This window comes from Streptomyces sp. SCA2-17 (assembly GCF_044336695.1).
The window spans coordinates 917,785-944,425 of sequence record NZ_CP117521.1 but is presented as its reverse complement, the minus strand read 5'-3'; the positions used below and the strand labels follow the sequence as shown (position 1 = coordinate 944,425).

General features: G+C 71.5%; 24 protein-coding genes and 1 pseudogene. 21 read left to right on the top strand and 4 right to left on the bottom strand.

The annotated features are described in order from the left end of the window. Positions 1 to 158: 158 nt before the first annotated feature. From arc to prcA, 6 genes and pseudogenes are all read left to right on the top strand, one after another. Entirely contained in the window at positions 159 to 1,925 is a 1,767-nt protein-coding gene (gene arc, locus PS271_RS04200) for a proteasome ATPase (protein WP_367131667.1), read from the top strand. Positions 1,926 to 2,251: 326 nt separating this feature from the next. Further along, complete coding sequence (dop, locus tag PS271_RS04195; protein WP_398380199.1) at positions 2,252 to 3,763, top strand: depupylase/deamidase Dop; 1,512 nt, start codon at positions 2,252 to 2,254, stop codon at positions 3,761 to 3,763. A 175-nt stretch (positions 3,764 to 3,938) separates the two neighbouring features. Continuing rightward, on the top strand, positions 3,939 to 4,157 hold the full coding sequence (locus PS271_RS04190; RefSeq protein WP_058045164.1) for a ubiquitin-like protein Pup: 219 nt from the start codon (positions 3,939 to 3,941) through the stop codon (positions 4,155 to 4,157). 16 nt (positions 4,158 to 4,173) lie between these two features. Then, positions 4,174 to 4,350 (top strand): annotated as a pseudogene (locus PS271_RS04185) (endonuclease domain-containing protein); the annotation flags it as partial. After that, positions 4,302 to 5,147, top strand: coding sequence for a proteasome subunit beta (gene prcB, locus PS271_RS04180; RefSeq protein ID WP_398380196.1), 846 nt, complete (start codon positions 4,302 to 4,304; stop codon positions 5,145 to 5,147). The pseudogene PS271_RS04185 and the gene prcB, both read left to right, overlap by 49 nt. Before the next feature lie 46 nt (positions 5,148 to 5,193). After that, positions 5,194 to 5,970 carry a proteasome subunit alpha gene (prcA, locus tag PS271_RS04175; RefSeq protein ID WP_398380194.1) on the top strand — a complete coding sequence of 259 codons (777 nt, stop codon included), beginning with the start codon at positions 5,194 to 5,196 and terminating at the stop codon, positions 5,968 to 5,970. 70 nt (positions 5,971 to 6,040) lie between these two features. On the opposite strand, the gene PS271_RS04170 is transcribed toward prcA, so the two are convergent. Further along, the gene (locus tag PS271_RS04170; RefSeq protein WP_398380193.1) at positions 6,041 to 7,111 is read right to left on the bottom strand and encodes a LacI family DNA-binding transcriptional regulator; all 1,071 of its coding nucleotides are present in this window, start codon (positions 7,109 to 7,111) and stop codon (positions 6,041 to 6,043) included. 122 nt (positions 7,112 to 7,233) lie between these two features. On the opposite strand from PS271_RS04170, the gene PS271_RS04165 reads away from it, so the two are divergent. The 11 genes from PS271_RS04165 to PS271_RS04115 all read left to right on the top strand — a co-directional run bounded on the left by PS271_RS04165 (position 7,234) and on the right by PS271_RS04115 (position 18,658). Then, positions 7,234 to 8,520, top strand: a complete 1,287-nt coding sequence (locus PS271_RS04165) for an MFS transporter (protein WP_398380191.1) — start codon at positions 7,234 to 7,236, stop codon at positions 8,518 to 8,520. A 9-nt stretch (positions 8,521 to 8,529) separates the two neighbouring features. Next, complete coding sequence (gene pafA / locus PS271_RS04160) at positions 8,530 to 9,891, top strand: Pup--protein ligase (protein ID WP_356281756.1); 1,362 nt, start codon at positions 8,530 to 8,532, stop codon at positions 9,889 to 9,891. A 138-nt stretch (positions 9,892 to 10,029) separates the two neighbouring features. After that, a complete protein-coding gene (locus PS271_RS04155) occupies positions 10,030 to 11,013 on the top strand; it encodes an FKBP-type peptidyl-prolyl cis-trans isomerase (RefSeq protein WP_398380188.1) in 984 nt (327 codons plus the stop codon). Between the two features lie 64 nt (positions 11,014 to 11,077). Further along, positions 11,078 to 11,452: an FKBP-type peptidyl-prolyl cis-trans isomerase gene (locus PS271_RS04150; RefSeq protein WP_398380186.1), complete on the top strand. Its 375-nt coding sequence runs from the start codon at positions 11,078 to 11,080 to the stop codon at positions 11,450 to 11,452. 117 nt (positions 11,453 to 11,569) lie between these two features. After that, complete coding sequence (locus tag PS271_RS04145; RefSeq protein ID WP_398380185.1) at positions 11,570 to 12,607, top strand: helix-turn-helix transcriptional regulator; 1,038 nt, start codon at positions 11,570 to 11,572, stop codon at positions 12,605 to 12,607. An 82-nt stretch (positions 12,608 to 12,689) separates the two neighbouring features. Continuing rightward, positions 12,690 to 13,652, top strand: a complete 963-nt coding sequence (locus PS271_RS04140; protein WP_398380184.1) for a helix-turn-helix transcriptional regulator — start codon at positions 12,690 to 12,692, stop codon at positions 13,650 to 13,652. 11 nt (positions 13,653 to 13,663) lie between these two features. After that, positions 13,664 to 13,903, top strand: a complete 240-nt coding sequence (locus PS271_RS04135; protein WP_120757920.1) for a hypothetical protein — start codon at positions 13,664 to 13,666, stop codon at positions 13,901 to 13,903. Positions 13,904 to 13,973: 70 nt separating this feature from the next. Continuing rightward, positions 13,974 to 14,189: a hypothetical protein gene (locus PS271_RS04130; RefSeq protein ID WP_398380182.1), complete on the top strand. Its 216-nt coding sequence runs from the start codon at positions 13,974 to 13,976 to the stop codon at positions 14,187 to 14,189. 228 nt (positions 14,190 to 14,417) lie between these two features. Further along, positions 14,418 to 14,699, top strand: a complete 282-nt coding sequence (gene tatA, locus PS271_RS04125) for a Sec-independent protein translocase subunit TatA (protein ID WP_398380180.1) — start codon at positions 14,418 to 14,420, stop codon at positions 14,697 to 14,699. 119 nt (positions 14,700 to 14,818) lie between these two features. Further along, positions 14,819 to 15,709, top strand: coding sequence for a twin-arginine translocase subunit TatC (tatC, locus tag PS271_RS04120; RefSeq protein WP_398386664.1), 891 nt, complete (start codon positions 14,819 to 14,821; stop codon positions 15,707 to 15,709). Between the two features lie 123 nt (positions 15,710 to 15,832). Further along, a complete protein-coding gene (locus PS271_RS04115; protein ID WP_398380179.1) occupies positions 15,833 to 18,658 on the top strand; it encodes a DEAD/DEAH box helicase in 2,826 nt (941 codons plus the stop codon). A gap of 102 nt (positions 18,659 to 18,760) precedes the next feature. On the opposite strand, the gene PS271_RS04110 is transcribed toward PS271_RS04115, so the two are convergent. Continuing rightward, positions 18,761 to 19,609: a siderophore-interacting protein gene (locus PS271_RS04110; protein WP_398380177.1), complete on the bottom strand. Its 849-nt coding sequence runs from the start codon at positions 19,607 to 19,609 to the stop codon at positions 18,761 to 18,763. A gap of 93 nt (positions 19,610 to 19,702) precedes the next feature. Then, complete coding sequence (locus tag PS271_RS04105; protein WP_398386663.1) at positions 19,703 to 20,608, bottom strand: 5'-3' exonuclease; 906 nt, start codon at positions 20,606 to 20,608, stop codon at positions 19,703 to 19,705. 249 nt (positions 20,609 to 20,857) lie between these two features. Here PS271_RS04105 and PS271_RS04100 point away from each other — a divergent pair, with 249 nt between their 5' ends. Genes PS271_RS04100 through PS271_RS04090 form a run of 3 tightly spaced genes read left to right on the top strand, consistent with a single transcriptional unit; the run spans position 20,858 to position 24,600 of the window. Next, entirely contained in the window at positions 20,858 to 22,027 is a 1,170-nt protein-coding gene (locus PS271_RS04100) for a quaternary amine ABC transporter ATP-binding protein (protein ID WP_398386662.1), read from the top strand. Then, positions 22,020 to 23,825: an ABC transporter permease/substrate binding protein gene (locus PS271_RS04095; RefSeq protein ID WP_495656746.1), complete on the top strand. Its 1,806-nt coding sequence runs from the start codon at positions 22,020 to 22,022 to the stop codon at positions 23,823 to 23,825. The genes PS271_RS04100 and PS271_RS04095 overlap by 8 nt, the downstream gene beginning before the upstream one ends. Positions 23,826 to 23,847: 22 nt before the next feature. Beyond that, entirely contained in the window at positions 23,848 to 24,600 is a 753-nt protein-coding gene (locus tag PS271_RS04090) for a helical backbone metal receptor (RefSeq protein WP_398380175.1), read from the top strand. On the opposite strand, the gene PS271_RS04085 is transcribed toward PS271_RS04090, so the two are convergent. Beyond that, positions 24,527 to 25,651 (bottom strand): TDT family transporter, encoded by a 1,125-nt coding sequence (locus PS271_RS04085; protein ID WP_398380173.1) that lies wholly within the window; start codon positions 25,649 to 25,651, stop codon positions 24,527 to 24,529. The two genes, PS271_RS04090 and PS271_RS04085, sit on opposite strands and share 74 nt — an antisense overlap. Before the next feature lie 70 nt (positions 25,652 to 25,721). Here PS271_RS04085 and PS271_RS04080 point away from each other — a divergent pair, with 70 nt between their 5' ends. Beyond that, positions 25,722 to 26,630 carry a LysR family transcriptional regulator gene (locus tag PS271_RS04080; RefSeq protein WP_398380171.1) on the top strand — a complete coding sequence of 303 codons (909 nt, stop codon included), beginning with the start codon at positions 25,722 to 25,724 and terminating at the stop codon, positions 26,628 to 26,630. Positions 26,631 to 26,641: the final 11 nt, after the last annotated feature.

Below are 26,641 nucleotides of genomic sequence, written 5' to 3'. Positions count from 1 at the left end.
TTCCGATGTTGATGGGTGGGTATTCCCCTGCTGTGGGGACGTGCGCAAGGGTGAAGATCGGACACACTCCGACCGGGTTTGTGATCTAGGGGTTTCAACCTGCACCGGCCCAGGTAGGGTCAGGAAGCGTCCAGCTCCCCTTGGAGGAGGTGAGGACCGTGGCAGCCCACGACGACGACATGAACCGCGGCATCCGGCCGGGACGAGCGTCCGACGACCTCGCGAGCCAGGTTGCCTATTACGAGCAGGAGATCGCCGTCCTGCGACGCAAGCTCGCCGACTCTCCGCGTCACACGAGGATTCTCGAAGAGCGGATCGTCGAGCTCCAGACCAACCTGGCCGGCGTGTCCGCGCAGAACGAGCGGCTCGCCAACACCCTCCGTGAGGCGCGCGACCAGATCGTCGCCCTCAAGGAGGAGGTCGACCGGCTCGCACAGCCGCCGGCCGGCTTCGGGGTCTTCCTCAAGGCCAACGACGACGGCACGGCCGACATCTTCACCGGGGGCCGCAAGCTCCGGGTGAACGTCAGCCCGAGCGTCGAGGCGGAGGACCTCAGGCGTGGCCAGGAGGTCATGCTCAACGAAGCGCTCAACGTGGTCGAAGCCATGGAGTTCGAGCGGGCCGGGGACATCGTCACCCTCAAGGAGATCCTCGAGGACGGCGAGCGCGCCCTGGTCATCGGGCACACCGACGAGGAGCGGGTGGTGAGGCTCGCCGAGCCGCTGCTGGACACCACCATCCGTCCCGGAGACGCCCTGCTTCTGGAACCCCGTTCCGGCTACGTCTACGAGATCATCCCGAAGAGCGAGGTCGAGGAGCTCGTCCTCGAAGAGGTCCCGGACATCGACTACACCAAGATCGGCGGTCTGGGGAACCAGATCGAGCTGATCCGTGACGCGGTCGAGCTCCCCTACCTCTACCCCGACCTCTTCAAGGAGCACGAACTGCGGCCGCCCAAGGGCGTGCTGCTGTACGGGCCCCCCGGCTGCGGCAAGACGCTCATCGCCAAGGCCGTCGCCAACTCCCTTGCCAAGAAGGTCGCCGAGGTCACCGGCAAGCCCGCGGGGAAGAGCTTCTTCCTCAACATCAAGGGCCCCGAGCTCCTCAACAAGTACGTCGGGGAGACCGAGCGGCACATCCGGCTGATCTTCCAGCGGGCCAGGGAGAAGGCGAGCGAGGGCACCCCGGTCATCGTCTTCTTCGACGAGATGGACTCCCTCTTCCGCACCCGCGGGTCGGGGGTCAGCTCGGACGTCGAGAACACCATCGTCCCCCAGCTCCTCTCCGAGATCGACGGCGTCGAGGGCCTGGAGAACGTGATCGTGATCGGCGCCTCCAACCGGGAGGACATGATCGACCCGGCCATCCTGCGCCCCGGCCGTCTCGATGTGAAGATCAAGATCGAGCGCCCGGACGCCGAGGCCGCCAAGGACATCTTCTCGAAGTACCTCACCAGGACCCTGCCCATCCACGCGGACGACCTCACCGAGCACGGCGGGGACTCCGGGGCCGCCGTGGCCGGCATGATCCAGTCGGTCGTCGAGCAGATGTACGCTGAATCCGAGGAAAACCGCTTCCTCGAGGTCACCTACGCCAATGGCGACAAGGAAGTCCTCTATTTCAAGGACTTCAACTCCGGCGCCATGATCCAGAACATTGTGGACCGGGCGAAGAAGATGGCGATCAAGGCCTTCCTCGACCACAACCAGAAGGGTCTGCGCGTCTCCCACCTGCTCGCCGCCTGCGTCGACGAGTTCAAGGAGAACGAGGACCTGCCCAACACCACCAACCCGGACGACTGGGCCCGGATCTCCGGCAAGAAGGGCGAGCGGATCGTCTTCATCCGCACCCTGGTCACCGGGAAGCAGGGCGCCGACACCGGTCGCTCGATCGACACGGTGGCGAATACCGGCCAGTACCTGTAGCACCGCCGTCCGGCTGCGGATGTCCCGCCCCCGCCCTGGCGGGGGCACACCCCGGGACAACCGCGGCCGGACGCGTTTTTCCGCCGCCCGCGCCGAATTCCGCAGGTTTCCCGCCAGGATCGCGCCACGGGGAGCGTCCTTGGCCCGGGTACGCCACGAACCGGAGCAATGACTGTAATGATCTCCCCACCGCCGCAAAGCCGTTCTAGGCTCTTCGATACCGCCGCAGCGCGCGCCGGGGGAGCGAGGGCCGGACACGGACCGGATGCGCAGCGGTACTTGAGCGCCGACCCCACCAGGGGGCGCCGCCGGGCAAGGAGGGCCGCATGACCGTACGGCGAGTAATGGGCATCGAGACGGAGTACGGGATCTCCGTCCCCGGTCACCCGAACGCCAATGCCATGCTCACCTCGTCCCAGATCGTCAACGCCTACGCCGCGGCGATGCACCGGGCGCGACGCGCCCGCTGGGATTTCGAGGAGGAGAACCCGCTGCGGGACGCCCGGGGCTTCGACCTCGCCCGCGAAGCCGCGGACTCCAGCCAGCTCACCGACGAGGACATCGGCCTCGCCAACGTCATCCTGACCAACGGGGCGCGGCTCTACGTCGACCACGCCCACCCCGAGTACAGCTCGCCGGAGATCACCAACCCCCGCGACGCCGTCCTGTGGGACAAGGCCGGGGAGCGGATCATGGCCGAGGCCGCCGAGCGCGCCGCCCAGCTGCCCGGAGCCCAGCCGATCCACCTCTACAAGAACAACACCGACAACAAGGGCGCGTCCTACGGCACCCACGAGAACTACCTGATGAAGCGGGAGACCCCCTTCTCGGACATCGTGCGCCACCTGACGCCCTTCTTCGTCTCCCGCCAGGTCGTGACCGGCGCCGGCCGCGTCGGCATCGGCCAGGACGGCCACGAGCACGGCTTCCAGCTCAGCCAGCGCGCGGACTACTTCGAGGTCGAGGTGGGCCTGGAGACCACCCTCAAGCGGCCGATCATCAACACGCGCGACGAGCCGCACGCCGACGCCGAGAAGTACCGCCGGCTCCACGTGATCATCGGTGACGCGAATCTCTCCGAGATCTCCACCTACCTCAAGCTGGGCACCACCGCGCTGGTCCTGTCCATGATCGAGGACGGCTTCATCGTCTCCGACCTGGCCGTCGACCAGCCCGTCCGCACGCTCCACCAGGTCAGCCACGACCCCACCCTGCAACGCCTGATCACGCTCCGCAGCGGCCGCACGCTCACCGGCGTCCAGCTCCAGATGGAGTACTGCGAGCTGGCCCGCAAGTACGTCGAGAACCGCTTCGGGGCCGACGCCGACGAGCAGACCAAGGACGTCCTGGACCGCTGGGAGGACGTGCTGAACCGGCTGGAGCACGATCCGATGAGCCTGGCCGGCGAGCTCGACTGGGTGGCCAAGCGGGAGCTCCTGGAGGGCTACCGCCGCCGCGACGGCCTGGGCTGGGACGCGGCCCGGCTGCACCTGGTGGACCTCCAGTACGCGGACGTGCGGCCCGAGAAGGGCCTGTACAACCGTCTCGCGGCCCGCGGCAGGATGAAGCGGCTGCTGGACGAGACCGAGGTGGAGCGCGCCCGTACGGTCCCGCCCGAGGACACCCGGGCCTACTTCCGCGGCCGCTGCCTGGAGCAGTACGCGGACGACGTGGCCGCGGCCTCCTGGGACTCGGTGATCTTCGACCTCCCGGGCCGTGACTCCCTGCAACGGGTGCCCACCCTGGAGCCACTGCGCGGCACGCGCAACCACGTCAAGGAGCTCCTGGACCGCTGCCGCACCGCGGAAGAGCTGGTCCGGGTCCTCTCCGGGGGCTGAGCCAGGTCTGAGAGGGGAGCGTTCAGGGAATCATCACGGTGGTTCCGGGACGTTGTAGCAAGTGCCGGGCCGATGCCGGACCCGGGTTATAGGGTCTGATCATGCAGGCCCGAGTACGGCTGAGTACGACTGTGCACGTCCGATCTTGTACGTCGAACCGAGCGGGGTGAGGGATATGGCGACCAAGGACACCGGCGGCGGTCAGCAGAAGGCCACGCGATCCACCGAGGACGTCGAGGAACAGGCGCAGGACGCGCAGGTCTCGGAGGACCTCAAGGAGCGGCAGGAGAAGCTGTCGGACGACGTCGACTCCGTGCTGGACGAAATCGACGATGTGCTCGAGGAGAACGCCGAGGACTTCGTGAGGTCCTTCGTCCAGAAGGGCGGAGAGTAGGCACCTGCCGCCGCCTGTCGATCATGATCATGGGACCGGTAAGGTCCCTGGCGTACTGCGCCCCAGCTCCGACGCGGCCCTGGGGCGGTTCAAGGATCGAGCGGACGTCATGGGGCGGGCCGCTGCATACCTGGAAGGAAACGTGTGGAAGCCAACACTCGTAGCACCGGGCGTCTGCCGGCTGCCTTCCTGACCCCCGGTTCCTCGTCGTTCATGGACTTCCTCTCCGCGCACTCGCCCGACCTGCTCCCGGGCAACCGGGTGCTCCCCCCGGTGCAGGGCGCGATCGAGATTCCCCATGGGACGACCATCGTCGCGGCCTCGTTCCCCGGCGGTGTGGTGCTGGCCGGTGACCGCCGGGCGACGATGGGCAACGTCATCGCCCAGCGCGACATCGAGAAGGTCTTCCCCGCCGACGAGTACTCGGCGGTGGGCATCGCCGGCACGGCCGGGCTGGCCGTCGAGATGGTCAAGCTCTTCCAGCTGGAGCTGGAGCACTTCGAGAAGGTCGAGGGGGTCCAGCTCTCGCTGGAGGGCAAGGCGAACCGGCTGTCGACGATGATCCGCAGCAACCTCGGCATGGCCATGCAGGGCCTGGCCGTGGTGCCGCTCTTCGCCGGCTGGGACGTCGACCGGCAGAAGGGCCGGATCTTCTCCTACGACGTGACCGGCGGCCGCTCCGAGGAGCACGGCTTCGCCGCCACCGGTTCGGGCTCGGTCTTCGCCCGGGGGTCGCTGAAGAAGCTCTTCCGTGAGGATCTGACGGAGGGCCAGGCGCTCACGCTCGTCGTCCAGGCGCTCTACGACGCCGCCGACGACGACTCGGCGACCGGCGGGCCGGATCTCGCACGGCGCATCTATCCGATCGTCACCGTCATCACCGACGAGGGGTTCCGCAAGCTCACCGAGGCGGAGTGCTCCGAGGTCGTCCGGGCGATCCACGACCGGCGCCTCCAGGAGCCGGACGGCCCGCGGGCCGCCCTCCTCTGAGAGCTGCGGAATGAACTCCTCATCGACAGAAAGGGACGGATAACCGGTGTCGACGCCGTTCTACGTATCACCTCAGCAGGCCATGGCCGACCGCGCCGAGTACGCCCGCAAGGGCATTGCGCGCGGCCGCAGCGTCGTGGTGCTCCAATACACCGATGGCGTTGTCTTCGTGGCCGAGAACCCGTCCCGGGCCCTGCACAAGGTCAGCGAAATCTATGACCGGATCGCGTTTGCCGCGGTCGGAAAGTACAACGAATTCGAAAATCTGCGGATCGGCGGCGTGCGCTATGCCGACCTCCGTGGTTACACCTATGACCGGGACGATGTCACGGCCCGTGGCCTGGCCAACGTCTACGCCCAGACGCTGGGCGGGATCTTCTCCAGCGCGGCCGAGAAGCCCTACGAGGTCGAGCTGATCGTCGCCGAGGTCGGCGCGGGCCCCGAGGACGACCAGATCTACCGGCTGCCGCACGACGGCTCGATCGTGGACGAGCACGGTTCGGTCGCCATCGGTGGCAATGCCGATCAGATCAGCAGTTACCTCGATCAGCGGCACCGCGACGGCATGACGCTCTCCGAGGTGCTGAAGCTCGCCGTGGAATCCCTCACCCGCGATAACAACGGCGGCGAGCGGACACTGACCGCGGAGCAGCTGGAGGTCGCGGTCCTGGACCGCACGCGGCCGCAGCAGCGGAAGTTCAAGCGGCTGCTGGGCCGTCAGCTGTCGCGGCTGCTGGAGGGGGACACCTCTGCCGCCGCCGAGGCGGACGCGGAGCCGGAGACGGCTCCGGAGGAGGGCGGAGAGGCCTCGGCCGAGAGCTGATCCCTCCTGCTTTTGCCGACGCCGTGCGCCCCGCCGGGTTTCCCCGCCGGGGCGCACGGCGTTGTGCGTGCTAGGTGCGGGCGTGTGCCGTGGTGCCGCGGGTGACCAGGCGGACCGGGAGGGCTTCGGGGGCCGGGGTCCGGCCGTCGAGGACGGCGACGAGGGCGCGCATCCCGGCCTCGCCGACCGCCTCGGCCGGCAGCTGGACGGTGGTGAGCTCGGGCTCGACGGCCGTGGCGAGGGCCAGGTCGGTGAAGCCGGTGACGGAGAGGTCGGCGGGCACGTGCAGGCCCAGCCGGCGGGCGGCCTTGCAGGCGCCCGCGGCGAGGACGTCGTCGTCGCAGATGATCGCGGTGGGGCGGTGGCCGGGCTCGGCGAGCGCCTTCTCCGTGGCGCGCAGCCCGTCGGCGACGGTCAGGGGCGCCCGCTCCGTGCGCACCGTCACGCCGGCCGTCGCGCACAGGGCGTCGGCGAGGGCGCGGGCGCGGACCCGGAAGGTCCAGGTGTCGATGTCCGAGGCGAGGTGCAGGAAGCGCCGGTGGCCGAGGCCCAGCAGGTGCCCGGCGACCTGGCGCATGCCGTCGGCGATGTCGGGGTTGACGGTGGCGGAGGCGCCTTCGCGGCCGGGGTCGCTGTCGAGCATGACGAGCGGGAGGCCGCCGCCGCGGAGGGCGCCGACGGCTTCGGCGGCCATCGAGGAGGCGAGGACGCCGTCGAGGGTGGCGCTGGCGGAGGCGAAGGGGTCGGGGGCCGGGCCGGTGCCCTCGGGGGAGAGGTAGAGGACGACGCCGAGGCCGTGCTCGCGGGCGACGCGGACGACTCCGGTGTGCACCCGGGCGAAGAATTCGTTGGTGAGCGCGGGGACGACCAGCAGGACCGTACGGGTGCGGCCCAGGCGCAGGTCGCGGGCGGCGAGGTTGGGGCGGTAGCCCAGGCTGCGGGCGGCGGAGCGGACGGCCTCGGCGGTGCGCTCGGAGACGCGGCCGCGCCACTTCTCGCCCATGACCAGGGAGACGGTGGCCTGGGAGACGCCGGCGGCGCGGGCGACGTCACGGCTGGTGGCACGGGCCCCGGCGCGGGGGCCGCGGGCCGTGGGCCACCGCTCGCCGGGGCGCTGCGGGGTCTCTTCGCCGCTGGTCACTGTAGGTGCCTCCCCTGAGTGGCGCGGCCTGCGGCGTTGGACCCGCGGGCTGCGGCCATGATACGTATGACGCTTCAAGTTATACGTAAAACCCGAGGCTCGGGGAAGAGAGGAAGTCACCGATGGCGGCCGGCTACGGCGAGATGCTCCGAACGCGGTACGCCGCGCGCCTGCTCACAGGCACGCTGGTCGGCCGTCTGCCGAACGCCACGGCCGCGCTCGCGATCGTCCTCTTCGTCCGCGCCGAGGGGGGCAGCCTCGCGCTCGCCTCGGCGCTCTCCGCCGTCTACGGCGTGGCGAACGCGGTGGGCCAGCCGCTGCTGGGCCGGGCTGTCGACCTCTACGGCCAGCCGCGCGTCATGCTGCCGTCGGCCCTGCTGGCCGCGCTCGGCATGACGGTCTTCGCCGCCGCCGGTCTGGAACCCGTCGCCCTAGCTTACGCGGCCATGGTGGTGTCCGGATTCTTCACGCCGCCGCTGGAGGGCGGGCTGCGGGCGCTGTGGCCCGCGGTCCTCAAGAGCGAGGAGCGCATCCACGCCGCGTACTCCCTCGACGCCATCGCCCAGGAAGTGATCTACGTCGTCGGCCCGCTGATCATCACCGGGCTGGTCGGCGTGTGGTCCCCGGCCGGCGCGCTGTTCGTGATCAACGCCCTGGGCGCCCTCGGCGCGCTCGCCGTCGTCACCTCGCCGCCCTCCCGCGAGTGGCGCAGCGCGCCCCGTGAGGCGCACTGGCTGGGTGCTCTGCGCTCGCGCGGGCTGCTCGTGCTGCTCGGGACGTTCTTCTTCATCGGCTCCGCGCTCGGCTCGATCGCGGTCTCCGCGGTGGCCTACGGCGAGGCCCACCACGACGGCAACGTGGCCGGCTACCTGCTCTCCGCGGTCGGCGTGGGCGCCTTCATCGGCGGCACCGTCTACGGCCACCGGCAGTGGCCCGGCAGCCCGGAGCAGCGGCTGCGGCTGCTCGTCACCGGCCTCGCGGTGTGCTACCTGCCGCTGCTGCTGGTGCCGGGCGTCGTGCCCATGACGGTCTTCGCCGGTGTCGCCGGCATCTTCCTGGCCCCCTGTCTGGCCTGTGCCTTCGTGGTCGTGGACCGGCACGCGCTGCGCGGCACCGTGACCGAGGCGTTCTCGTGGCTGGTGACCGCCTTCGGCGTGGGCGCGGCCATCGGCACGGCCTTCGCCGGTCCCGCGCTGGAGGGCATCGGGATCCGCGCGGGCTTCGCGGTCGCCGTGGGCTGCGGCGTGGCCGCCCTGGTCGTCATGCTGGCGGCACGGCGTGCGCTGCAGGCTCCGGCGAGCCCCTCGCCCATCGTGGCGCGGTCGGAAGAGGAGCCCGTCGCGGCCCGGTCGGAAAATGATCGGAACGGTGCGGTCGAACCCGGTTTCAGCGCAGGGCATCAGGCGTAATGTTCAGGCATGGACCGCCGCATTTTCGGGCTGGAGAACGAGTACGGCGTCACGTGCACCTTCAGGGGACAGCGCCGGCTGTCGCCTGACGAAGTGGCGCGCTACCTCTTCCGCCGTGTCGTTTCCTGGGGCCGCAGCAGCAATGTCTTCCTGCGCAACGGAGCGCGTCTCTACCTGGATGTGGGTTCGCACCCGGAATATGCAACGCCGGAGTGCGACAGCGTGATCGAGCTGGTCACCCACGACAAGGCGGGCGAGCGCATTCTCGAAGGCCTGCTCGTCGATGCCGAACGGCGCCTGCACGAGGAGGGGATCGCGGGCGACGTCTACCTCTTCAAGAACAACACCGACTCCGCCGGGAACTCCTACGGCTGCCACGAGAACTATCTCGTCGCGCGGCACGGGGAGTTCTCGCGTCTTGCGGACATTCTCATCCCGTTCCTGGTGACGCGGCAGCTGTTGTGCGGGGCCGGGAAGGTCCTGCAGACGCCGCGGGGCGCGGTGTACTGCGTCAGCCAGCGCGCGGAGCACATCTGGGAGGGCGTCAGCTCGGCGACCACCCGCTCCCGCCCGATCATCAATACGCGGGACGAGCCGCACGCCGACGCCGAGCGCTACCGCCGGCTGCACGTCATCGTCGGGGACTCCAACATGTCCGAGACGACGATGCTGCTGAAGGTCGGTGCGACGGACCTGGTGCTGCGCATGATCGAGGCGGGCACGGTCATGCGCGACCTGACGCTGGAGAATCCGATCCGGGCGATCCGTGAGGTCAGTCACGACATCACGGGCCGGCGGAAGGTCCGCCTCGCGAGCGGGCGCGAGGCGTCGGCCCTGGAGGTCCAGCAGGAGTACTACGAGAAGGCCGTGGACTTCTGCGAGCGCCGCGGCATCCGCACGGGCACGGTGGAGCGGGTCCTGGAGCTGTGGGGCCGCACCCTGGAGGCCGTCCGGGACGAGGACCTGGACCGCATCTCCACGGAAATCGACTGGGTGATGAAGTACCAGCTCATCGAGCGCTACCGCGCGAAGAACAACATCACGATGTCGCACCCGAGGGTGGCGCAGATAGACCTCGCGTACCACGACATCCACCGCCGCCGCGGGCTGTACTACCTGCTGGAGAAGCGCGGTCAGGCGGCCCGGGTGTGCAATGACGTCAAGATCTTCGAGGGCAAGTCTGTGCCGCCGCAGACGACCCGGGCCCGGCTGCGGGGCGACTTCATCCGCCGTGCGCAGGAGCAGCGGCGCGACTTCACGGTCGACTGGGTGCACCTGAAGCTCAATGACCAGGCGCAGCGGACGGTGCTGTGCAAGGACCCGTTCCGGTCGGTGGACGACCGGGTGGAGAAGCTGATCGCCGGGATGTGAGCCGGCGGTGCGGGCAGCGGGGTGCACCGGGTCGTACGGGGCCCGGTGCACCGCCGTGTCGGGCGGGGTTGATCGCACAGATTCAGGCCGTAGAGTGGCGGGCACTGCTCAGCCACCCCCCTAGCCCGAGTTGGACTGATGAACCTCACGAAGAACACGCGTCGCCTGGCCGCGGCGCTGGCCGTGCCTGCCCTGCTGTTCTCCGCCGCGGCGTGCGGCGGTGACGACAAGGGGTCGTCCGAGGCGAAGGTCTCGGTGAAGGGGGACTTCGGCCAGAAGCCCGAGATCTCCGTGGAGAAGGACTCGAAGCCGGGCGACGAGCTCTCCGTCAAGACGCTCTCGGAGGGCAAGGGCGACAAGGTCGAGAAGGGCACGTTCGTGCGGCTCGACTTCGCCGTGCAGAGCATGAAGGACGACAAGCCGCTGGGCGGTTCCTGGTCGAGCCAGGGGCAGATCCCGGGCAACAAGGACGTGCGCCGCCAGGACGTCTTCGCGGTGGGCCAGCCGGGCCAGCAGGTGCCCGCGAAGGTGGCGGACGCCGTGACCGGCCAGCGGGCCGGCAGCCGGGTCGAGGTCGTGGGCACGGTGAAGGACACCATCGGCGAGCAGGTCAACCCGCAGCTCGGCCTGGCCCCGGAGGACGGCCTGGTGTGGGTCGTGGACGTGGTCGGCGGCCAGAAGGTCGACTCGAAGAGCGAGGTCAAGGGCGACCAGGCGAAGCCGGACGAGGGCATGCCCGAGGTGAAGGTGCTGCCGCAGAAGGCCGCGGAGATCACCATTCCCAAGGACGCCAAGGCGCCGTCGGACCTCAAGGAGCAGGTGCTGATCAAGGGCACGGGCCCGGAGGTCAAGGCCGGCGAGGGCCTGATCGCTCAGTACACCGGCGTGAAGTGGGAGGACGGCAAGAAGTTCGACTCCTCCTGGGACCACTCGGGGGCCACGAGCTTCCAGATCGGCACGGGCTCGGTCGTCCAGGGCTGGGACAAGGGCCTGGTCGGCAAGCACGTCGGGGACCGGGTCGAGCTGGTGATCCCGCCGAGGCTGGGCTACGAGGGCCAGGCCGGCAGCGGCCTGGACAAGAACACGCTGGTATTCGTCGTGGACATCGTGGGCAAGGTCTGATCCGCGACCGTTATCTGCCAGACTTGCACGGTTGTCTACAAGATTCGTTCGTAGGAGCACTTTCGTGAGCATCGACAAGCCCGAGATCGACTTCCCCGAGGGCCCGATCCCCACTGACCTGGAGATCACCGAGGTCTGGGAGGGCGACGGCGCGGTCGCCAAGGCCGGCGACTTCGTCAAGGTTCACTACGTGGGCGTGGCCTTCTCCACCGGCGAGGAGTTCGACGCGAGCTGGAACCGCGGCAACCCGCTGGAGTTCAAGCTGGGCGCCGGCCAGGTCATCGAGGGCTGGGACAAGGGCATCCAGGGCATGAAGGTCGGTGGCCGCCGCAAGCTGGTCATCCCCGCCCACCTCGCCTACGGCGAGCGTGGCGCCGGTGGCGGCGTGATCGCCCCGGGCGAGACGCTGATCTTCGTCTGCGACCTGATCGCGGTCTGAGTCACCTGCTGACGGGCCGAGGGTCCATGCTCCTCCGGGGCATGGACCCTCGGCTTTTGCGCAGGAAGACCGTAGCGGTACGGTCAGCGGTTGAGAGCACAAGCAGAGAGGGCGTCGATGGCGATTGCCAAGGCCGAGCGGTTGATGAACCTGGCACTGTGCCTGCTGGGGACGCGCCGCCCGCTGAGCAAGCGGGAGCTTCGCGGGTCCATCGAGGCCTACCTGGAGGCCTTCGGGCCGGGGTATGCGACGGCCTTCGGGCCGGGGTACGCGGCGGCTTCGGGCGCCGGCTCCGGGGCTCCGGACAACGCCCAGGGCAGTGACGACGCCTTCAACCGCATGTTCGAGCGCGACAAGGAAGACCTGCGCGAGCTCGGCCTGATCATCGAGACGGTGGAGAGCGTCGACGGCGAGACCGGCTATCTGGCCCGCCGCGACAGCAACCGCCTGCCTCCCATCACGCTGGACGTCGAGGAGGCCGCAGCCCTGGGGCTGGCGGCCAGCGTCTGGCAGCAGGCGCGCCTGGCCGCCGCGGCCAGCGGGGCGCTGCAGAAGCTGCGGGCGGCCGGGATGCCGCTCGCCGAGGAGATCTACGGCAGCCACAGCGCGCTGGAGACGCGGATCCCGGTGCACGAGGCGGCCTTCGAGCCGCTGATGCTCGCGGCACGCGACCGGCGCCCGGTGGTCTTCGACTACCGCAAGGCGAACTCGGCCCGCCCCGAGCAGCGGCACGTCGAGCCGTGGACGCTGGAGTGCTGGCGCGGCCACTGGTACCTGGCGGGCTGGGACCGCGACCGCAAGGCGGAGCGGGTCTTCCGGCTGTCCCGGATCACCGGCAAGGTCCGTTCGCGGGGCATCCCCCTCACGGCGCCGGTGCCCGACCACGTGACGGTCCGCGAGACCGTCGAGCGGTGGGCGGGCGAGACGGCGACGGGCACGGCCCGGATCAAGGTGCGGGCCGACCACGGCTATCCGCTGCGGGCCCGGGCCACGAGCACGCGCGAGCTGGGCGACGGCTGGGACGAGCTGGAGATCCCGTACGGGCACGGGCTGGACGCGTGGCTGGTGGAGTTCGGCCCGGACGTGGTCGTGCTGGAGCCGGCCGAGCTGCGGGAGCAGGTCCTGGACCGGCTGCGTGCCGTGGCCAAGGGCTGAGCTGAGACAAGGCTGATACGGGGACAGGCGGACGACGGGCCCGAGGGTCCGTCGGGGGCTGAGAGGAACGGACCGACTTCTGATGGCCGGAAACGCCATTGACCAGACGCGGCGCATGTTGTCGCTGGTCACCTATCTGCGGGAGCGCCCCGGCGCCCGGGTCACGGACGTGGCGCGGGCCTTCGGGATCACCGAGGACGAGCTCATCGGCGACCTCGACGTGCTGCCCATGTGCGGCACCAGCTTCCGCGGTGGTGACCTGCTCGACATCGACACCGACGGCGACCGCATCTGGTGGCACAACCCGGACGCCTCGGGCAGCAGCACCGGCGAGCCGCTGCGGCTCGCCGCCGACGAGGCCACGGCCCTGCTGGTGGCCGCGCGCGCCGTGGCCACGCTGCCGGGCCTGCGCGAGAGCGGCCGGCAGGCGCTGGTGCGGGCCACCGCGAAGATCGAGGCCGCCGCGGGCGAGGCCGCCGGGGCCAGCTCCCGGCTGTCGGTGACCTTCGAGTCCGAGGGCGGCGTCTTCGCGGACGTCGACCGGGCGATCGCCGAGCGCCGCCGCGTGCTGATCACGTACTACTCGCCCGCGCGCGACGAGCTCACCGAGCGCGAGGTCGACCCGATCCGGCTGTTCGTCGTCGGCCACACGTACATGGAGGCGTGGTGCCGGCTGTCGGAGGCCCGGCGCACCTTCCGCCTGGACCGGGTGGCCGAAATCCGGCTGCTGGACGAGCCGTCCGATCCGCCGCCGGTCGAGCTGCGGGACCTCTCGGAGGGGCTGGTGCAGCCGGCCGCCGAGGACCCGGAGGTCGTGATCGAGGTCGGCCCCGGTGGCCGCTGGGTCGCCGAGTACTACCCCCACGACAGCGCCGTGGAGCTGCCCGACGGGGGCCTGCGGATCACGCTGCGCACCCCGGAGCCGGCCTCGCTGCGCCGGCTCGCGCTGCGGCTGGGCGGCGACGGGCGCATAGTCTCGCCGGCCGTGCTGGCGGACAGCGCCCGGGACGCTGCCCGCGAGGCCCTTGCGGCGTACGGGGAGTGAGGGTGGACGCGATGGACGGGCGGGTGCCGGGCGCCGCGATGTTCAAGGCGGCGTGCCCGGACTGCCGCGGCCGCTTCGAGCTGGCGGCGAGCGCGCTGCGGCTGGCGATCGGCGGCAGCCGCCGCACCACCTTCTACTCCTTCACCTGCCCGGACTGCGGCACCGCGGTCCGCAAGCCGGCGGGGGAGCGGATCGTGGAACTGCTGACCGGCGGCGGGGTGCGGACGCTGCGGCTGCACTCGACGGTCTGAGCGAGCCGCTCAGACAAGCTCAGGCAAACGGTTGTTTTGAGTCATTCCGACATCCCGATAGGTTCGCCCCATGTTCTGGCCCATGCTCGCCGTCGCCCTCGCCTTCCTGGGCATCGCCGTCCTCGGGGTGCTGGCCGCCCGGGTCCTGGCCGAGGTGCGGCGGCTGGCCGGCCAGGTCTCGGAGAGCTCGCTGCGGATCAGCCGGGCCGCGGAGGAGCTGGAGCGGGCCGCCGGGCCGCTCGCCGCGGCGAGCTCGCAGGCCGTGCAGACTTTGCGCCAGGAATGAGCGGTTCTGACAACCTCGCTCCCGCTCTCTGCTAAGGCCACTGACCGGGCGGTACGCTGTTTCGGTGGCCCCGGCGACGAGGCGGGGGGCCGCTTCCGGGAGTACGCACGGGGATTGCCCGGCGTTCACCCCTGCGCGTTACGATCGCTGCCGTGCGTCTGATGGACAAATGTCCGATCAGTCGGGCAGTACCCACCCCATGCCGCCTCGGTGAGAAGGTAAACGCAAATGTTCGGTAGGCTCGGCGCCCCCGAGATCATCCTCATTCTCGTCGTCATCGTCCTGCTGTTCGGTGCGAAGAAGCTCCCGGACATGGCGCGTTCCCTCGGCAAGTCCGCCCGCATCCTCAAGAGCGAGGCCAAGGCCATGAAGTCGGAGGGCCAGGACAACGCCTCCGCTCCGGCCGACCCGCCCGCCGGCCAGGCCCCGCGTACGATCAAGGCCGCTCCCGGCGACGTCGCGGGCGCGCGCCCGGCCACCGAGCCGAGCGACCGCACGACGCAGCACTGAGCAGCACTTTTCCAGGGACGATCGAGGCGGCCGCCCCCGCGGCGTCCGTCTGCCGCACGAGATAGGGACGTGGGTTGCCCAAGTCTGCCCGCAAGAAGGAGAAGGACCCCGAGGGGCGGATGCCGCTCGCGGAGCACCTCCGTGAGCTGCGCAACCGGCTGGCCAAGGCGGTCCTCGCGATCATCGTGGTCGCGATCGTCGCTGCCTTCTACCAGAAGCAGCTCACGGATTTCCTCTCGAGCCCCGTTCCCAAGTGCCCCGGGCGCGACCTCGCCCAGAGCCACGGCGGCAACTGCGCGATCGTCGTCTTCAACAGCCTGTCGTCGCCGTTCACGACGATCGTCAAGATCTGCCTCCTGGCGGGCGTGACGGTCTCCTCGCCGATCTGGCTCTACCAGCTGTGGGCGTTCCTCGCCCCCGGCCTGCACAAGAGCGAGAAGAAGTACACGATCGCCTTCGTGGCGACGGCGGCCCCGCTCTTCGTCGCGGGCGCCTGGCTGGCCTACGAGATCATGCCCATGAGCATGCGGGTGCTGTTGCAGATCACACCCGATTCCGCGGCCAACACCCTCAACCTCGACGACATCCTCGACTTCACCGTCCGGATGATCCTCGTCTTCGGCCTCGCCTTCGAGCTGCCGCTGCTCCTGGTGATGATGAACATCGCCGGCATGGTCACCGGCAAGACCATGATCAAGTGGTGGCGGGGCGTCGTCATGGGCACCTTCGTCTTCGGTGCCGTGGCCACGCCCAGCACCGACCCGTTCGGCATGTGCATCCTCGCCGTGCCGATCATCATCCTGTACTTCGGTGCGGTCGGGTTCTCGATGCTCAACGACAAGCGCCGGGAGCGGAGCAACCCCGACCGCCTGCTGTCGGACGACGAAGCCGCGCCACTGGACCTGAGCCCGCAGTCCCTCGGTGACTCCGAGCCGATGCCGGCCCTGCACGACGGGCCCGAGGGCGGACGCCGCGAGGCCGCCCGCAACAGCTACGACGACGTGACGTGACCTGAGGTGACCCGCCTCCCCGGCGCGGGCGCGCGGCTTCCCCGGAGGGAGCCCCGTGCCCGGCCGGGGAGCTCGATAAAGATCAGGTGACTGTCCGAGGTCACCGGTAGGCTCGTACACAAGATGACCGACGACATGTCCCCTGCTGAGCGCTACGCCCTTTCGCGGGTCCGCGCCGCCGAGCAGGCCACCGCGCTCGCACCGTTCCGCGAGATGTACGACTTCGCACTGGATCCGTTCCAGATAGAGGCCTGCAAGGCCCTGGAGGCCGGGAAGGGCGTCCTGGTCGCCGCGCCGACCGGCTCCGGCAAGACCATCGTGGGCGAGTTCGCCGTCCACCTGGCCCTCACCCAGGGCCGCAAGTGCTTCTACACGACGCCCATCAAGGCCCTGTCGAACCAGAAGTACAGCGATCTCGTCCGGCGCTACGGCGCCGCCAAGGTCGGCCTGCTGACCGGCGACAACAGCGTCAACGCCGACGCCCCGGTGCTCGTGATGACCACCGAGGTCCTGCGCAACATGCTCTACGCCAACTCCCAGGCGCTCACGGGCCTGGGCTACGTGGTCATGGACGAGGTGCACTACCTCTCCGACCGCTTCCGCGGCGCCGTCTGGGAGGAGGTCATCATCCACCTCCCGGACTCGGTGACCCTCGTCTCCCTCTCGGCCACCGTCTCCAACGCCGAGGAGTTCGGCGACTGGCTGGACACCGTGCGCGGCGACACCGAGGTGATCGTCTCCGAGGAGCGCCCCGTCCCGCTCTGGCAGCACGTGCTGGCCGGCCGGCGGATGTACGACCTCTTCGAGGAGGAGACCGACCACGGCGGCCGCGGCGCCGCGCGCCGGGAGGTCAACCCCGACCTGCTGCGCATGGCCCGCATGGAGAACAGCCGCACGTACAACCCGCGGGAGCGGCGCCGCGGCAAGATGGTGCGCGAGGCCGACCGCGAGCGCGAGCGCCGCCAGCGCAGCCGGATCTGGACGCCCGGCCGCCCCGAGGTCATCGAGCGCCTCGACGCCGAGGGCCTGCTGCCCGCCATCACCTTCATCTTCAGCCGCGCCGGCTGCGAGGCCGCCGTCCAGCAGTGCCTCTACGCCGGCCTGCGGCTCAACGACGACGCGGCCCGCGCCCGGGTCCGGGAGATCGTCGAGGAGCGCTGCGCCTCCATCCCCGACGAGGACCTGCACGTCCTCGGCTACTTCGAGTGGCTGGAGGGCCTGGAGCGCGGCATCGCCGCCCACCACGCCGGCATGCTGCCGACCTTCAAGGAGGTCGTCGAGGAGCTCTTCGTCAAGGGCCTGGTCAAGGCGGTCTTCGCGACCGAGACGCTGGCCCTCGGCATCAACATGCCGGCTCGCACGGTGGTGCTGGAGAAGCTCGTCAAGTGGAACGGCGAGACCCACGCGGACATCACGCCCGGCGAGTACACCCAGCTCACCGGCCGCGCGGGGCGCCGCGGCATCGACATCGAGGGGCACGCGGTCGTGCTGTGGCAGCGCGCCATGGACCCGGCCGCGCTCGCCGGCCTCGCCGGCACGCGCACCTATCCGCTGCGCTCCAGCTTCAAGCCCTCGTACAACATGGCGGTCAACCTCGTCTCGCAGTTCGGGCGGCACCGCTCCCGCGAGCTGCTGGAGACGTCGTTCGCGCAGTTCCAGGCCGACAAGTCGGTCGTCGGCATCTCCCGGCAGGTGCAGAAGAACGAGGAGGGCCTGGCGGGCTACCGCGAGGCCATCACCTGCCACCTCGGCGACTTCGACGAGTACGCCCGGCTCCGCCGTGAGCTGAAGGACCGCGAGAACGAGCTGGCCAAGCAGGGCGCGGTGCAGCGGCGTGCCGCCGCCGCCACGGCCCTGGAGCGGCTCAAGCCCGGTGACGTCATCCACGTCCCCACCGGGAAGTACGCGGGCCTGGCCCTCGTCCTCGACCCCGGTGTGCCGCCCGCCCGCGCGGACCGGCACCGCGGCTTCGACCCCTACGACGGGCCGCGCCCGCTGGTGCTCACCGCGGAGCGGCAGGTCAAGCGGCTCGCCGCGATCGACTTCCCGGTGCCGGTGGAGCCCCTGGAGCGGATGCGGATCCCCAAGTCCTTCAATCCGCGCTCCCCGCAGTCGCGCCGCGACCTCGCCTCCGCGCTGCGCACCAAGGCCGGGCACATCGTGCCCGACCGGCATCGCAAGTCCCGCTCCGCCGCCACGGACGACACCGAGATCGCCCGGCTGCGCACGGCCATCCGCGCGCACCCCTGCCACGGCTGCTCCGAGCGCGAGGACCACGCCCGCTGGGCCGAGCGCTACCACCGGCTGCAGCGGGACACCCGCCAGCTGGAGCGGCGCATCGAGGGGCGGACGAACACCATCGCCCGCACCTTCGACCGGATCTGCGCGCTCCTGACCGACCTGGACTACCTCCACGGGACCGAGGTCACCGAGCACGGCAGGCGGCTCGCCCGGCTCTACGGCGAGCTCGACCTGCTGGCCTCGGAGTGCCTGCGCGACGGCGTGTGGGAGGGCCTGAAGCCGGCCGAGCTGGCGGCGTGCGCCTCCGCGCTGGTCTTCGAGGCCCGCACGGCCGACGACGCGGCGCCGCCGAAGCTGCCCGCGGGCCCCGCGCAGGAGGCCCTCGGCGAGATGGTGCGCATCTGGGGCCGGCTGGACGCCCTGGAGGAGCAGCACAAGATCAACCAGGCGGAGGGCGTCGGCCAGCGCGAGCCGGACCTGGGCTTCGCCTGGGCCGCGTACCGCTGGGCGTCCGGGCACGGCCTGGACGAGGTGCTGCGGGAGATCGAGATGCCGGCGGGCGACTTCGTCCGCTGGTGCAAGCAGCTGATCGACGTGCTGGGCCAGATCGCGGCGGCGGCGCCGCCGGGCAGCACGGTGGCGCGGAACGCGCGCCGGGCGGTGGACGGCCTGCTGCGGGGCGTCGTGGCGTACTCGTCGGTGGGCTGAGCGGGGCGGCACCGCCGGTCAGCTCCGGTGGGGGCCGGGCGCCGTCGCGGCGGGGACGTTCACCTGGCCCTCCCCTCAAGGGGGGGCCAGGCGTTTCCTCGGCTACGCCGCCGCCGTGCCCTCCTGCTCCACCTCCACCTGCTGGTTCCACTCGCGCTTCGACGCCTGCCAGCCGTCCTCGTCGTGGCCGCGGCGCCAGTAGCCCGACACCGAAAGCCGCTCGCGCGGCACCTCGCGCTCCACGCGCAGGTAGCGGCGCAGCTCCTTCACGAAGCCGGCCTCGCCGTGCACGAAGGCCTGGACGTCACCGGCGGGGAAGTCGAGCCCGCGGACGGCCGCGACCAGCGCCTCGCCGACGGGCGCGCCGCCGCGGTGCAGCCACGTGACCTCGACGCCCTCGGCCAGCTCCAGCTTCTGCTCCTCCTCCGGGCCCGCGACCTCGACGAAGGCGTGGACGCGCGTGCCCGCCGGAATCCGCTCAAGGGACGCGGCGATCGCCGGCAGCGCGCTCTCGTCGCCCGCCAGCAGGTGCCAGTCGGCAGCGGGGTCGGGGGAGTAGGCGCCGCCGGGGCCGCGGAAGAGCACCTCGGCGCCCGGCTGCACGGAGGCCGCCCACGGGCCGGCCAGGCCCTCGTCGCCGTGGACGACGAAGTCGATGGCGAGCTCGCGCGCCTCGCGGTCGAAGGACCGCACCGTGTACGTACGGGTCTTCGGCCACTGCTCGGGCGGCAGTTCCTGGCGGATGACCTGCATGTCGAACGACTCGGGGTAGGTGACACCGGGCACGGGGAAGAACAGCTTCACGTAGTGGTCGGTGTGCTCGCCCGCGCCGAAGTCGGCGAGGCCCTCGCCGCCGAGGATCACGCGCACCATGTGCGGCGTGAGCCGCTCGGTGCGCAGCACGTGCGCGCGGTTGAGCGTGGGCTGCTTCCGTACGGGACGGTCTGCCATGGCTGTCTCCCCTGATCCCCTGATCCTGAAAAAGTTAGGTCCGCCTAACTTAACAAAGTTAGGCGGACCCGGCCCAGCGACCGGCCCGGCGACTCAGCCCCCGAGCACGCCCAGCAGCCGCTGCAGGGACCCGCCCAGCCCCCACCGCTCCGCCAGCGCCTCCAGCACCTCCGGGTCCCGCGGCTCCGCCGGCAGCGCCGCGTCGAACGGCGCGAGCGGGACGTCGGACGCGACCCGTACGACCTTCGGCGCCACCGCCAGGTACGGCCGGGCCTCCGCCAGCCGCGTGCGCTGCGCCGGGGTCAGCTTCGCCGCCGGGTCGTCCACGGCCGCCAGGATCCCCGCCAGGTCGCCGAAGGCGGCCAGCAGCTTCGCGGCCGTCTTCTCGCCGACGCCCGGCACGCCCGGCAGGCCGTCGCTGGGGTCGCCGCGCAGCAGCGCCAGGTCGGCGTAGCCGGAGCCGTCCACCCCGTACTTCTCGCGCAGCAGCGCCTCGTCGACCGGCTGGAGCGTGCCGACGCCCTTGACCGGATACAGCACGCGCACCCCGCGCCGGTCATCCACCAGCTGGTACAGGTCGCGGTCGCCCGTGACGATGTCGACCGGGCCCGCGGCACGGCCCGCGAGCGTGCCGATCACGTCGTCGGCCTCGTACCCCACGGCGCCCACGCGGGCGATGCCGATCGCGTCGAGCACGGCCTCGATGACCGGGACCTGCGGGGAGAGGGTGTCGGGCACCTCCTCCTCGTCCGGGCCGGCCTCCGTCTCCTCGGCGACGCGGTGCGCCTTGTAGGAGGGGATGAGCTCGACCCTCCAGTGCGGCCGCCAGTCGAAGTCCATGCAGGCCACGAGGTCGTCCGGGTGGTGGTCCTGGACGAGGCGGGCGATGAAGTCGAGCAGGCCGCGCACGGCGTTCACCGGGGTGCCGTCGGGGGCGCGGACGGAGTCCGGCACGCCGAAGTAGGCGCGGAAGTACAGGGAAGCGGTGTCGAGGAGCATCAGGCGTCGCGTCACGCTCCGATCATGCCGCAGACCACTGACACCCCTCCCGCAACCCCACCCCGCCGATGTGAACCGGGTCACTGTTCCGTTTGCCCTGATTGATCGGGGGCAGGCGCGGCACCGGAGCGGACCCGGTCCTCGGCACGTGTGCCTGGAAGCGGGCGCGCGGACCGATTGCCGCACCGCTCCACGGCCCTGCCACCCGGGGGAGGCAGGGCCGTCGTGAGTTCGACCCGAGAGGTGTATGTGTCCAGGCTCCAGGCCGAGCATCTGTACAAGGTGTTTGGCAGACGACCCGAAGCCGCCGTCGAACGGCTCGAAGGCGGCGCCGACCGCGACGAGCTGCGCGCCGACGGCACCACCGCAGCCGTCATCGACGCCTCGTTCGAGGTCGAGGCCGGCCAGATCTTCGTGGTGATGGGTCTGTCCGGATCCGGCAAGTCCACCCTCCTGCGCATGCTCAACGGCCTGCTGGAGCCGACCGCCGGACGCGTCCTCTTCGACGGCCAGGACCTGACCGCCCTGGCCCCGCGCGACCTGCGCACGGTGCGCTCCCGGAAGATCAGCATGGTCTTCCAGCACTTCGCGCTGTTCCCGCACCGCAGCGTGCTGGAGAACGCGGCCTACGGCCTGGAGGTCCAGGGCGTGCCGCGCGCGGAGCGCCAGGAGCGCGCCGCCGAGGCGCTGGAGCTCGCGGGCCTCAAGGGCTGGGAGACCTCCTGGCCCGACCAGCTCTCGGGCGGCATGCAGCAGCGCGTCGGCCTCGCCCGCGCGCTGGCCACCGACGCGGACCTGCTGCTGATGGACGAGTCCTTCAGCGCCCTCGACCCGCTGATCCGCCGCGACATGCAGGACCAGCTCCTGGACCTCCAGACGCGGCTGAAGAAGACCATCGTCTTCATCACCCACGACCTCAACGAGGCCATGCGCCTCGGCGACCGGATCGCCGTCATGCGCGACGGCCGGATCGTGCAGAACGGCACCGCGGAGGACATCCTCGTGCGCCCGGCCAACGACTACGTGGCCTCGTTCATCCAGGACGTCGACCGCAGCCGGGTGCTGACCGCAGGCTCGATCATGAACACGGGGGCCGCGGCCCCGGCCGGTGCCGCCACCGTCCCCGCCGCGACGCCCGTCGCCGAGCTCTTCACCCCGCTCGCCCGCAGCACGGACCCCCTCACCGTCACCGACGCGCAGGGCGAGCCGGCCGGCGTCGTCACGCGCGACCTGCTGCTCGCCGCGCTCAGCGAGGAGGCCGAGGTGCCCGCCCCGCGGACCCCGGACGCCACGGAAGCCGGAAAGCCCGCGGCCGCCGCGAAGGCGGCGACCGCGAAGTCCCCGGAGACCGGCGACGAGCCCGCGGAGGCCGCCACGCCTGCCCACGCCGACGAGGCGGAGGTGAGCGCCCGTGCCTAGGATCCACCTCGGAAGCTGGGCGGAGAACGCCGTCAGCTGGCTGCAAACCCACCTGAACTGGCTCTTCGACGCCATCAACACCGTCCTGACCGGCATGTACGACGGCGTCGACGCCGTCCTCGGCAGCCCCGAGCCGCTGCTGATGGCCGGCATCCTGGCCGTCGTCGCCTGGTGGCTGCGCGGCCTCCTGCCCGCCGTGCTCACCTTCGCCGGCTTCGCCCTGGTCGACTCCTTCGGCCTGTGGGAAGCCGCGATGGCGACCCTTTCGCTCGTCCTCGTCGCGAGCCTGATCACCCTGCTCGTCGCCGTGCCGCTCGGCATATGGGCGGCCCGCAGCAGCAAGGTCAGCGGGGCGCTGCGCCCCGCGCTGGACGTCATGCAGACGATGCCGGCGTTCGTCTACCTCATACCCGGCGTCATGTTCTTCTCGATCGGGCCGATCCCCGGCCTGATCGCGACCGTCGTCTTCTCGATGCCGCCCGGCGTCCGCATGACCGAGCTCGGCATCCGGCAGGTCGACGGCGAGCTCGTCGAGGCCGCGACGGCCTTCGGCACCACGCCGCGCGACACCCTCACCCGGGTCCAGCTGCCGCTCGCCCTGCCCACGATCATGGCGGGCGTCAACCAGGTGATCATGCTGGCCCTGTCCATGGTCGTCATCGCCGGCATGGCGGGCGCGGGCGGCCTCGGCGAGGCCGTGTACGCGGCCGTCACCAAGGTCGACATCGGCGGCGGCGTCGAGAGCGGCCTGGCCGTCGTCGTCCTCGCCATCTACCTGGACCGGATGACCGGCGCCCTCAACCAGCGGGTCTCCCCGCTCGGCCGGCGCGCCGCCGCCAAGGCCGCGGCCGCCACCCGCGGGCTCGCCGTCCTGCGCTACCGGCCCGGCACGGCCGTCGCCACCGTCGGCGTCGTCGTCCTGGCGCTGGTCGCCGGCGGCATGAACCTCGCCCGCAGCGGCGACGACGGGCACAGTGTCGCGGCCGGCGCCGACGTGGGCCACGGCCGCGGCATCAAGCTCGGCTACTTCCCGTGGGACGAGGCCGTCGCCACCACGTACCTCTGGCAGAACATCCTGGAGGACCGCGGCTACAAGCCGGACGTCAAGCAGCTCGACCCCGGCCCGCTGTACACCGCGCTGGCCCAGGGCCAGATGGACGTCCAGTTCGACTCCTGGCTGCCCACGACCCACAAGCAGTACATGGACCGCTACCGCGACCAGCTCACCGACCTGGGTGCCTGGTACGGGCCCACCTCGCTGGAGCTGTCCGTGCCCGACTACGTCAAGGGCGTGGACTCGCTGGCGGACCTCAAGGGCAAGAGCGGGCAGTTCGGCGGGAAGATCGTCGGCATCGAGTCCAGCGCGGGCATGATGGGCACGCTCAACGACAAGGTCCTCAAGGAGTACGGCCTGGACGGCGAGTACAAGGTCGTCTCCTCGTCCACCTCCTCGATGCTCGCCGACCTCGACCGGGCCATCAAGAAGCAGGAGCCCATCGTCGCCACCCTGTGGTCGCCCCACTGGGCCTACGGCAAGCACAAGCTGAAGAAGCTCAAGGACCCGAAGGGCGCCTGGGGCAAGGGCGAGGAGATCCACGCCGTCGGCAAGAAGGACTTCGGCAAGGACTTCCCCGAAGTCACCGCCTGGCTGAAGGACTTCAAGCTGTCCGAGCAGGACCTCGCCTCCCTGGAGGTCGCGGTCCAGGACGGCGGCAAGGGCAAGGAGAAGGAGTCCGCCCGCCACTGGCTGGACGCCCACCCGGGCCTGGCCGACAAGCTCGCGCCTGTCAGCCACTGACGAACGGGCGTACGGTGGGGCGGTGGTCACCGCAAGGAGCAGCCGCCCCGCCGTACGCCGCGTCGTCTCCCTCGTCCCTTCCCTGACGGAGGCCGTCGCCGCGTCCGAGCCCGGCCTGCTCGTCGGCGCCACCGACTGGTGCGACCACCCCGCGGGCCTCGGCGTCGTACGGATCGGCGGGACGAAGAACCCCGACACGGCGCGGATCGCCGCCCTCGCGCCCGACCTCGTCCTCGCCAACGAGGAGGAGAACCGCGCCCCCGACCTCGGCGCGCTGCGCGCCGCCGGGCTGGACGTGCTCGTCACCGAAGTCCGCACGCTGCCCCAGGCGTTCACGGAGCTGGAGCGGGTCCTGGTGCGCGGCTGCGGACTGGCCCGGCCCGGCTGGCTGGCCGACGCGGAGGACGCGTGGCGGGACGTGCGGGCCGCCGGGCCTGCCGTGCCGGCCGTGGTGCCGGTGTGGCGGCGGCCCTGGATGGTCCTCGGCCGGGACACCTTCGCCGGCGACCTCCTCGCCCGGCTCGGCGTCGCCAACGTCCACGCCGGCCACCCCGAGCGCTATCCGCGCATCCCCCTCGACGAGCTCAACGCCTGCGGCGCGGAGCTGGCCGTCCTGCCCGACGAGCCCTACCGCTTCACGCACGACGACGGCCCGGAGTCCTTCCCCGGGCTGCCGTGCGCGCTCGTCAGCGGGCGTCACCTCACGTGGTACGGACCCTCACTGACGGAAGCTGCTGCGGTGCTGGGCGCGGCGCTGCGAGCAGCCGGCCGCTGACCAGGCCCTGCGCGGTACGGGCGGCCGCCACCGCCCAGGCCGCCACCAGGACGGCGTACAGGCCCACGGACAGCCAGGTCAGGGCGTGCAGGCCGGTGTGGCGGGCGAGACCCGCGGCGCCCGTGACGCAGGTGCCGATCGGGAACGTGAACGCCCACCAGGTCATCGCGAAGCCCATGCCCTGCCGGAACGCCCGCAGCACCATGGCCAGGGCCAGCGCCAGCCACAGCAGCGCGAAGCCCATCACCGGGGCGCCGTACAGCACGGCGAACGGCGCCGCGGCGTGCGCGTACGGGGCGGGCAGCGCCCCCTGCGCGGCGTCGGCGAGGTTGCCGACCGCGGTGGTCGACTGGCCCAGCGGGCCCAGCACGAGGAAGAGGGCCGGGGTCAGCGCGAGCGGCAGCGGGCCGTGGTGGATCAGCCGCGCGAAGACCGCGGGCAGGATCAGCAGGGTCGCCAGCAGGCTCATCCCGAAGAGCGCGTAGCAGGCCAGCACCATGGCCTCCCGCCCCTGCCCGGCGGGCAGGTGCGGCACCAGGGCCGGGCCCAGCGCCGCGGAGACCATGGGCGCCACGACCGGCAGCAGCCACACCGGGGAGGCCTGGCCCGGCTCTATCCGGTGCCGGGTCACCATCAGGTACGGGATGCCCGCCGCGGCGGCCAGGCCCGTCACGGTGCCGGCCGTCCACAGGACCGCGTCGGCGGCCACGGCGGCGCCCGTGCCGATCACCCCGGAGCCCACGGAGAGGGTGGCCCCGCCGACCGCCAGCAGGGCCATCGCGGCACAGCCGTAGAACGGTGCCACCGCCGGGTCACCGAGGTGCCGCCTCGCCTGGTCGGCGTGGCGGGCCCAGTGCACGGCCCGCGCCATGAGCAGGGCGGCCAGCATCGCCGCCGACAGCACCCACACCGCCTCGCACGCCCCGGTCAGGCCCGGCGGCCGCACGGGCAGCGCGCGGCCGGCGCTCGCGACGATCGCGGTGCCCATGACGGCGGCGTACCAGTTGGGGCCGAGGTGGCGTAGGGGTGCGGTGGTGCGGGAGGTGCTCATGACTCAAGGATCGGCGGGGGCGCTGCCCGCCACCAGGGACCTTGTCTCTATGAGGGCATAACCTGGAGTTATGACGCATGGGCGGCTGACGGACCGTGTACCCGACCTCGCCGCGCTGGAGCTGCTGCTGGCCGTGGCCCGGCTGGGCAGCCTGGGGCGTGCCGCGCGGGAGACCGGCATCAGCCAGCCCGCGGCGAGCGGGCGGATCCGCAGCATGGAGCGCATGCTCGGCGTCGCCCTGGTCGAGCGCTCGCCCCGCGGCTCGACGCTCACCGAGGCGGGCGTCCTCGTCACCGACTGGGCCCGGCGCGTCGTCGAGGCCGCCGAGGCCTTCGACGCCGGCGCGGAGGCGCTGCGCGGGCGGCGGGACTCGCGGCTGCGGGTCGCCGCGAGCATGACCATCGCCGAGTACCTGCTGCCCGGGTGGCTGGTCGCCCTGCGCGCCCGGCGGCCCGGGACCGCGGTGTCCCTGCTCGCCGGGAACTCGGAGGCCGTCGCCGAGCGGCTGCGGGCCGGCGAGGCCGACCTGGGGTTCGTCGAGGGGCTCGCCCTGCCGGCCGGCTTGTCCGGCGCGGTCGTCGCCCGCGACCGGCTGGTGGTCGTCACGGCCCCGGCCCACCCCTGGGCCCGGCGCCGGGCGCCCCTGGGCGCGGGGGAGCTGGCCGCGACCCCGCTCATCCTCCGCGAGCGGGGCTCGGGCACGCGGCAGGTCCTGGACGCGGCCCTCGCCGCGCACGGGGGGCTCGCCGAGCCCCTGCTCGAACTCGCCTCCACGACGGCGGTGAAGGCGGCGGTGGTGGGCGGCGCGGGGCCGTCCGTGCTCAGCGAGCTCGCGATCGGGGAGGAGCTGGCGTCCGGCCGCCTGGTCGAGATCCCCGTCGGGGATCTCGACTTGCACCGGTCACTCCGCGCGGTCTGGCCCGCCGGCCACCGCCCCACGGGCCCGGCCCGAGACCTCTTGGGCCTGACGAGGCCGTGACCAGGCCCTGA

Bases quoted from the DNA above. Each gene is read 5' to 3' on its own strand.
- PS271_RS04115 (WP_398380179.1), top strand. From the start codon at position 15,833: ATGACCGACGACATGTCCCCTGCTGAGCGCTACGCCCTTTCGCGGGTC.
- PS271_RS04190 (WP_058045164.1), top strand. From the start codon at position 3,939: ATGGCGACCAAGGACACCGGCGGCGGTCAGCAGAAGGCCACGCGATCC.
- tatC (WP_398386664.1), top strand. From the start codon at position 14,819: ATGCCGCTCGCGGAGCACCTCCGTGAGCTGCGCAACCGGCTGGCCAAG.
- tatA (WP_398380180.1), top strand. From the start codon at position 14,418: ATGTTCGGTAGGCTCGGCGCCCCCGAGATCATCCTCATTCTCGTCGTC.
- PS271_RS04135 (WP_120757920.1), top strand. From the start codon at position 13,664: ATGGACGGGCGGGTGCCGGGCGCCGCGATGTTCAAGGCGGCGTGCCCG.
- pafA (WP_356281756.1), top strand. From the start codon at position 8,530: ATGGACCGCCGCATTTTCGGGCTGGAGAACGAGTACGGCGTCACGTGC.
- PS271_RS04145 (WP_398380185.1), top strand. From the start codon at position 11,570: ATGGCGATTGCCAAGGCCGAGCGGTTGATGAACCTGGCACTGTGCCTG.
- PS271_RS04080 (WP_398380171.1), top strand. From the start codon at position 25,722: ATGACGCATGGGCGGCTGACGGACCGTGTACCCGACCTCGCCGCGCTG.
- PS271_RS04105 (WP_398386663.1), bottom strand. From the start codon at position 20,608: ATGCTCCTCGACACCGCTTCCCTGTACTTCCGCGCCTACTTCGGCGTG.
- PS271_RS04130 (WP_398380182.1), top strand. From the start codon at position 13,974: ATGTTCTGGCCCATGCTCGCCGTCGCCCTCGCCTTCCTGGGCATCGCC.
- PS271_RS04110 (WP_398380177.1), bottom strand. From the start codon at position 19,609: ATGGCAGACCGTCCCGTACGGAAGCAGCCCACGCTCAACCGCGCGCAC.
- PS271_RS04085 (WP_398380173.1), bottom strand. From the start codon at position 25,651: ATGAGCACCTCCCGCACCACCGCACCCCTACGCCACCTCGGCCCCAAC.
- PS271_RS04165 (WP_398380191.1), top strand. From the start codon at position 7,234: ATGGCGGCCGGCTACGGCGAGATGCTCCGAACGCGGTACGCCGCGCGC.
- PS271_RS04140 (WP_398380184.1), top strand. From the start codon at position 12,690: ATGGCCGGAAACGCCATTGACCAGACGCGGCGCATGTTGTCGCTGGTC.
- dop (WP_398380199.1), top strand. From the start codon at position 2,252: ATGACCGTACGGCGAGTAATGGGCATCGAGACGGAGTACGGGATCTCC.
- PS271_RS04155 (WP_398380188.1), top strand. From the start codon at position 10,030: ATGAACCTCACGAAGAACACGCGTCGCCTGGCCGCGGCGCTGGCCGTG.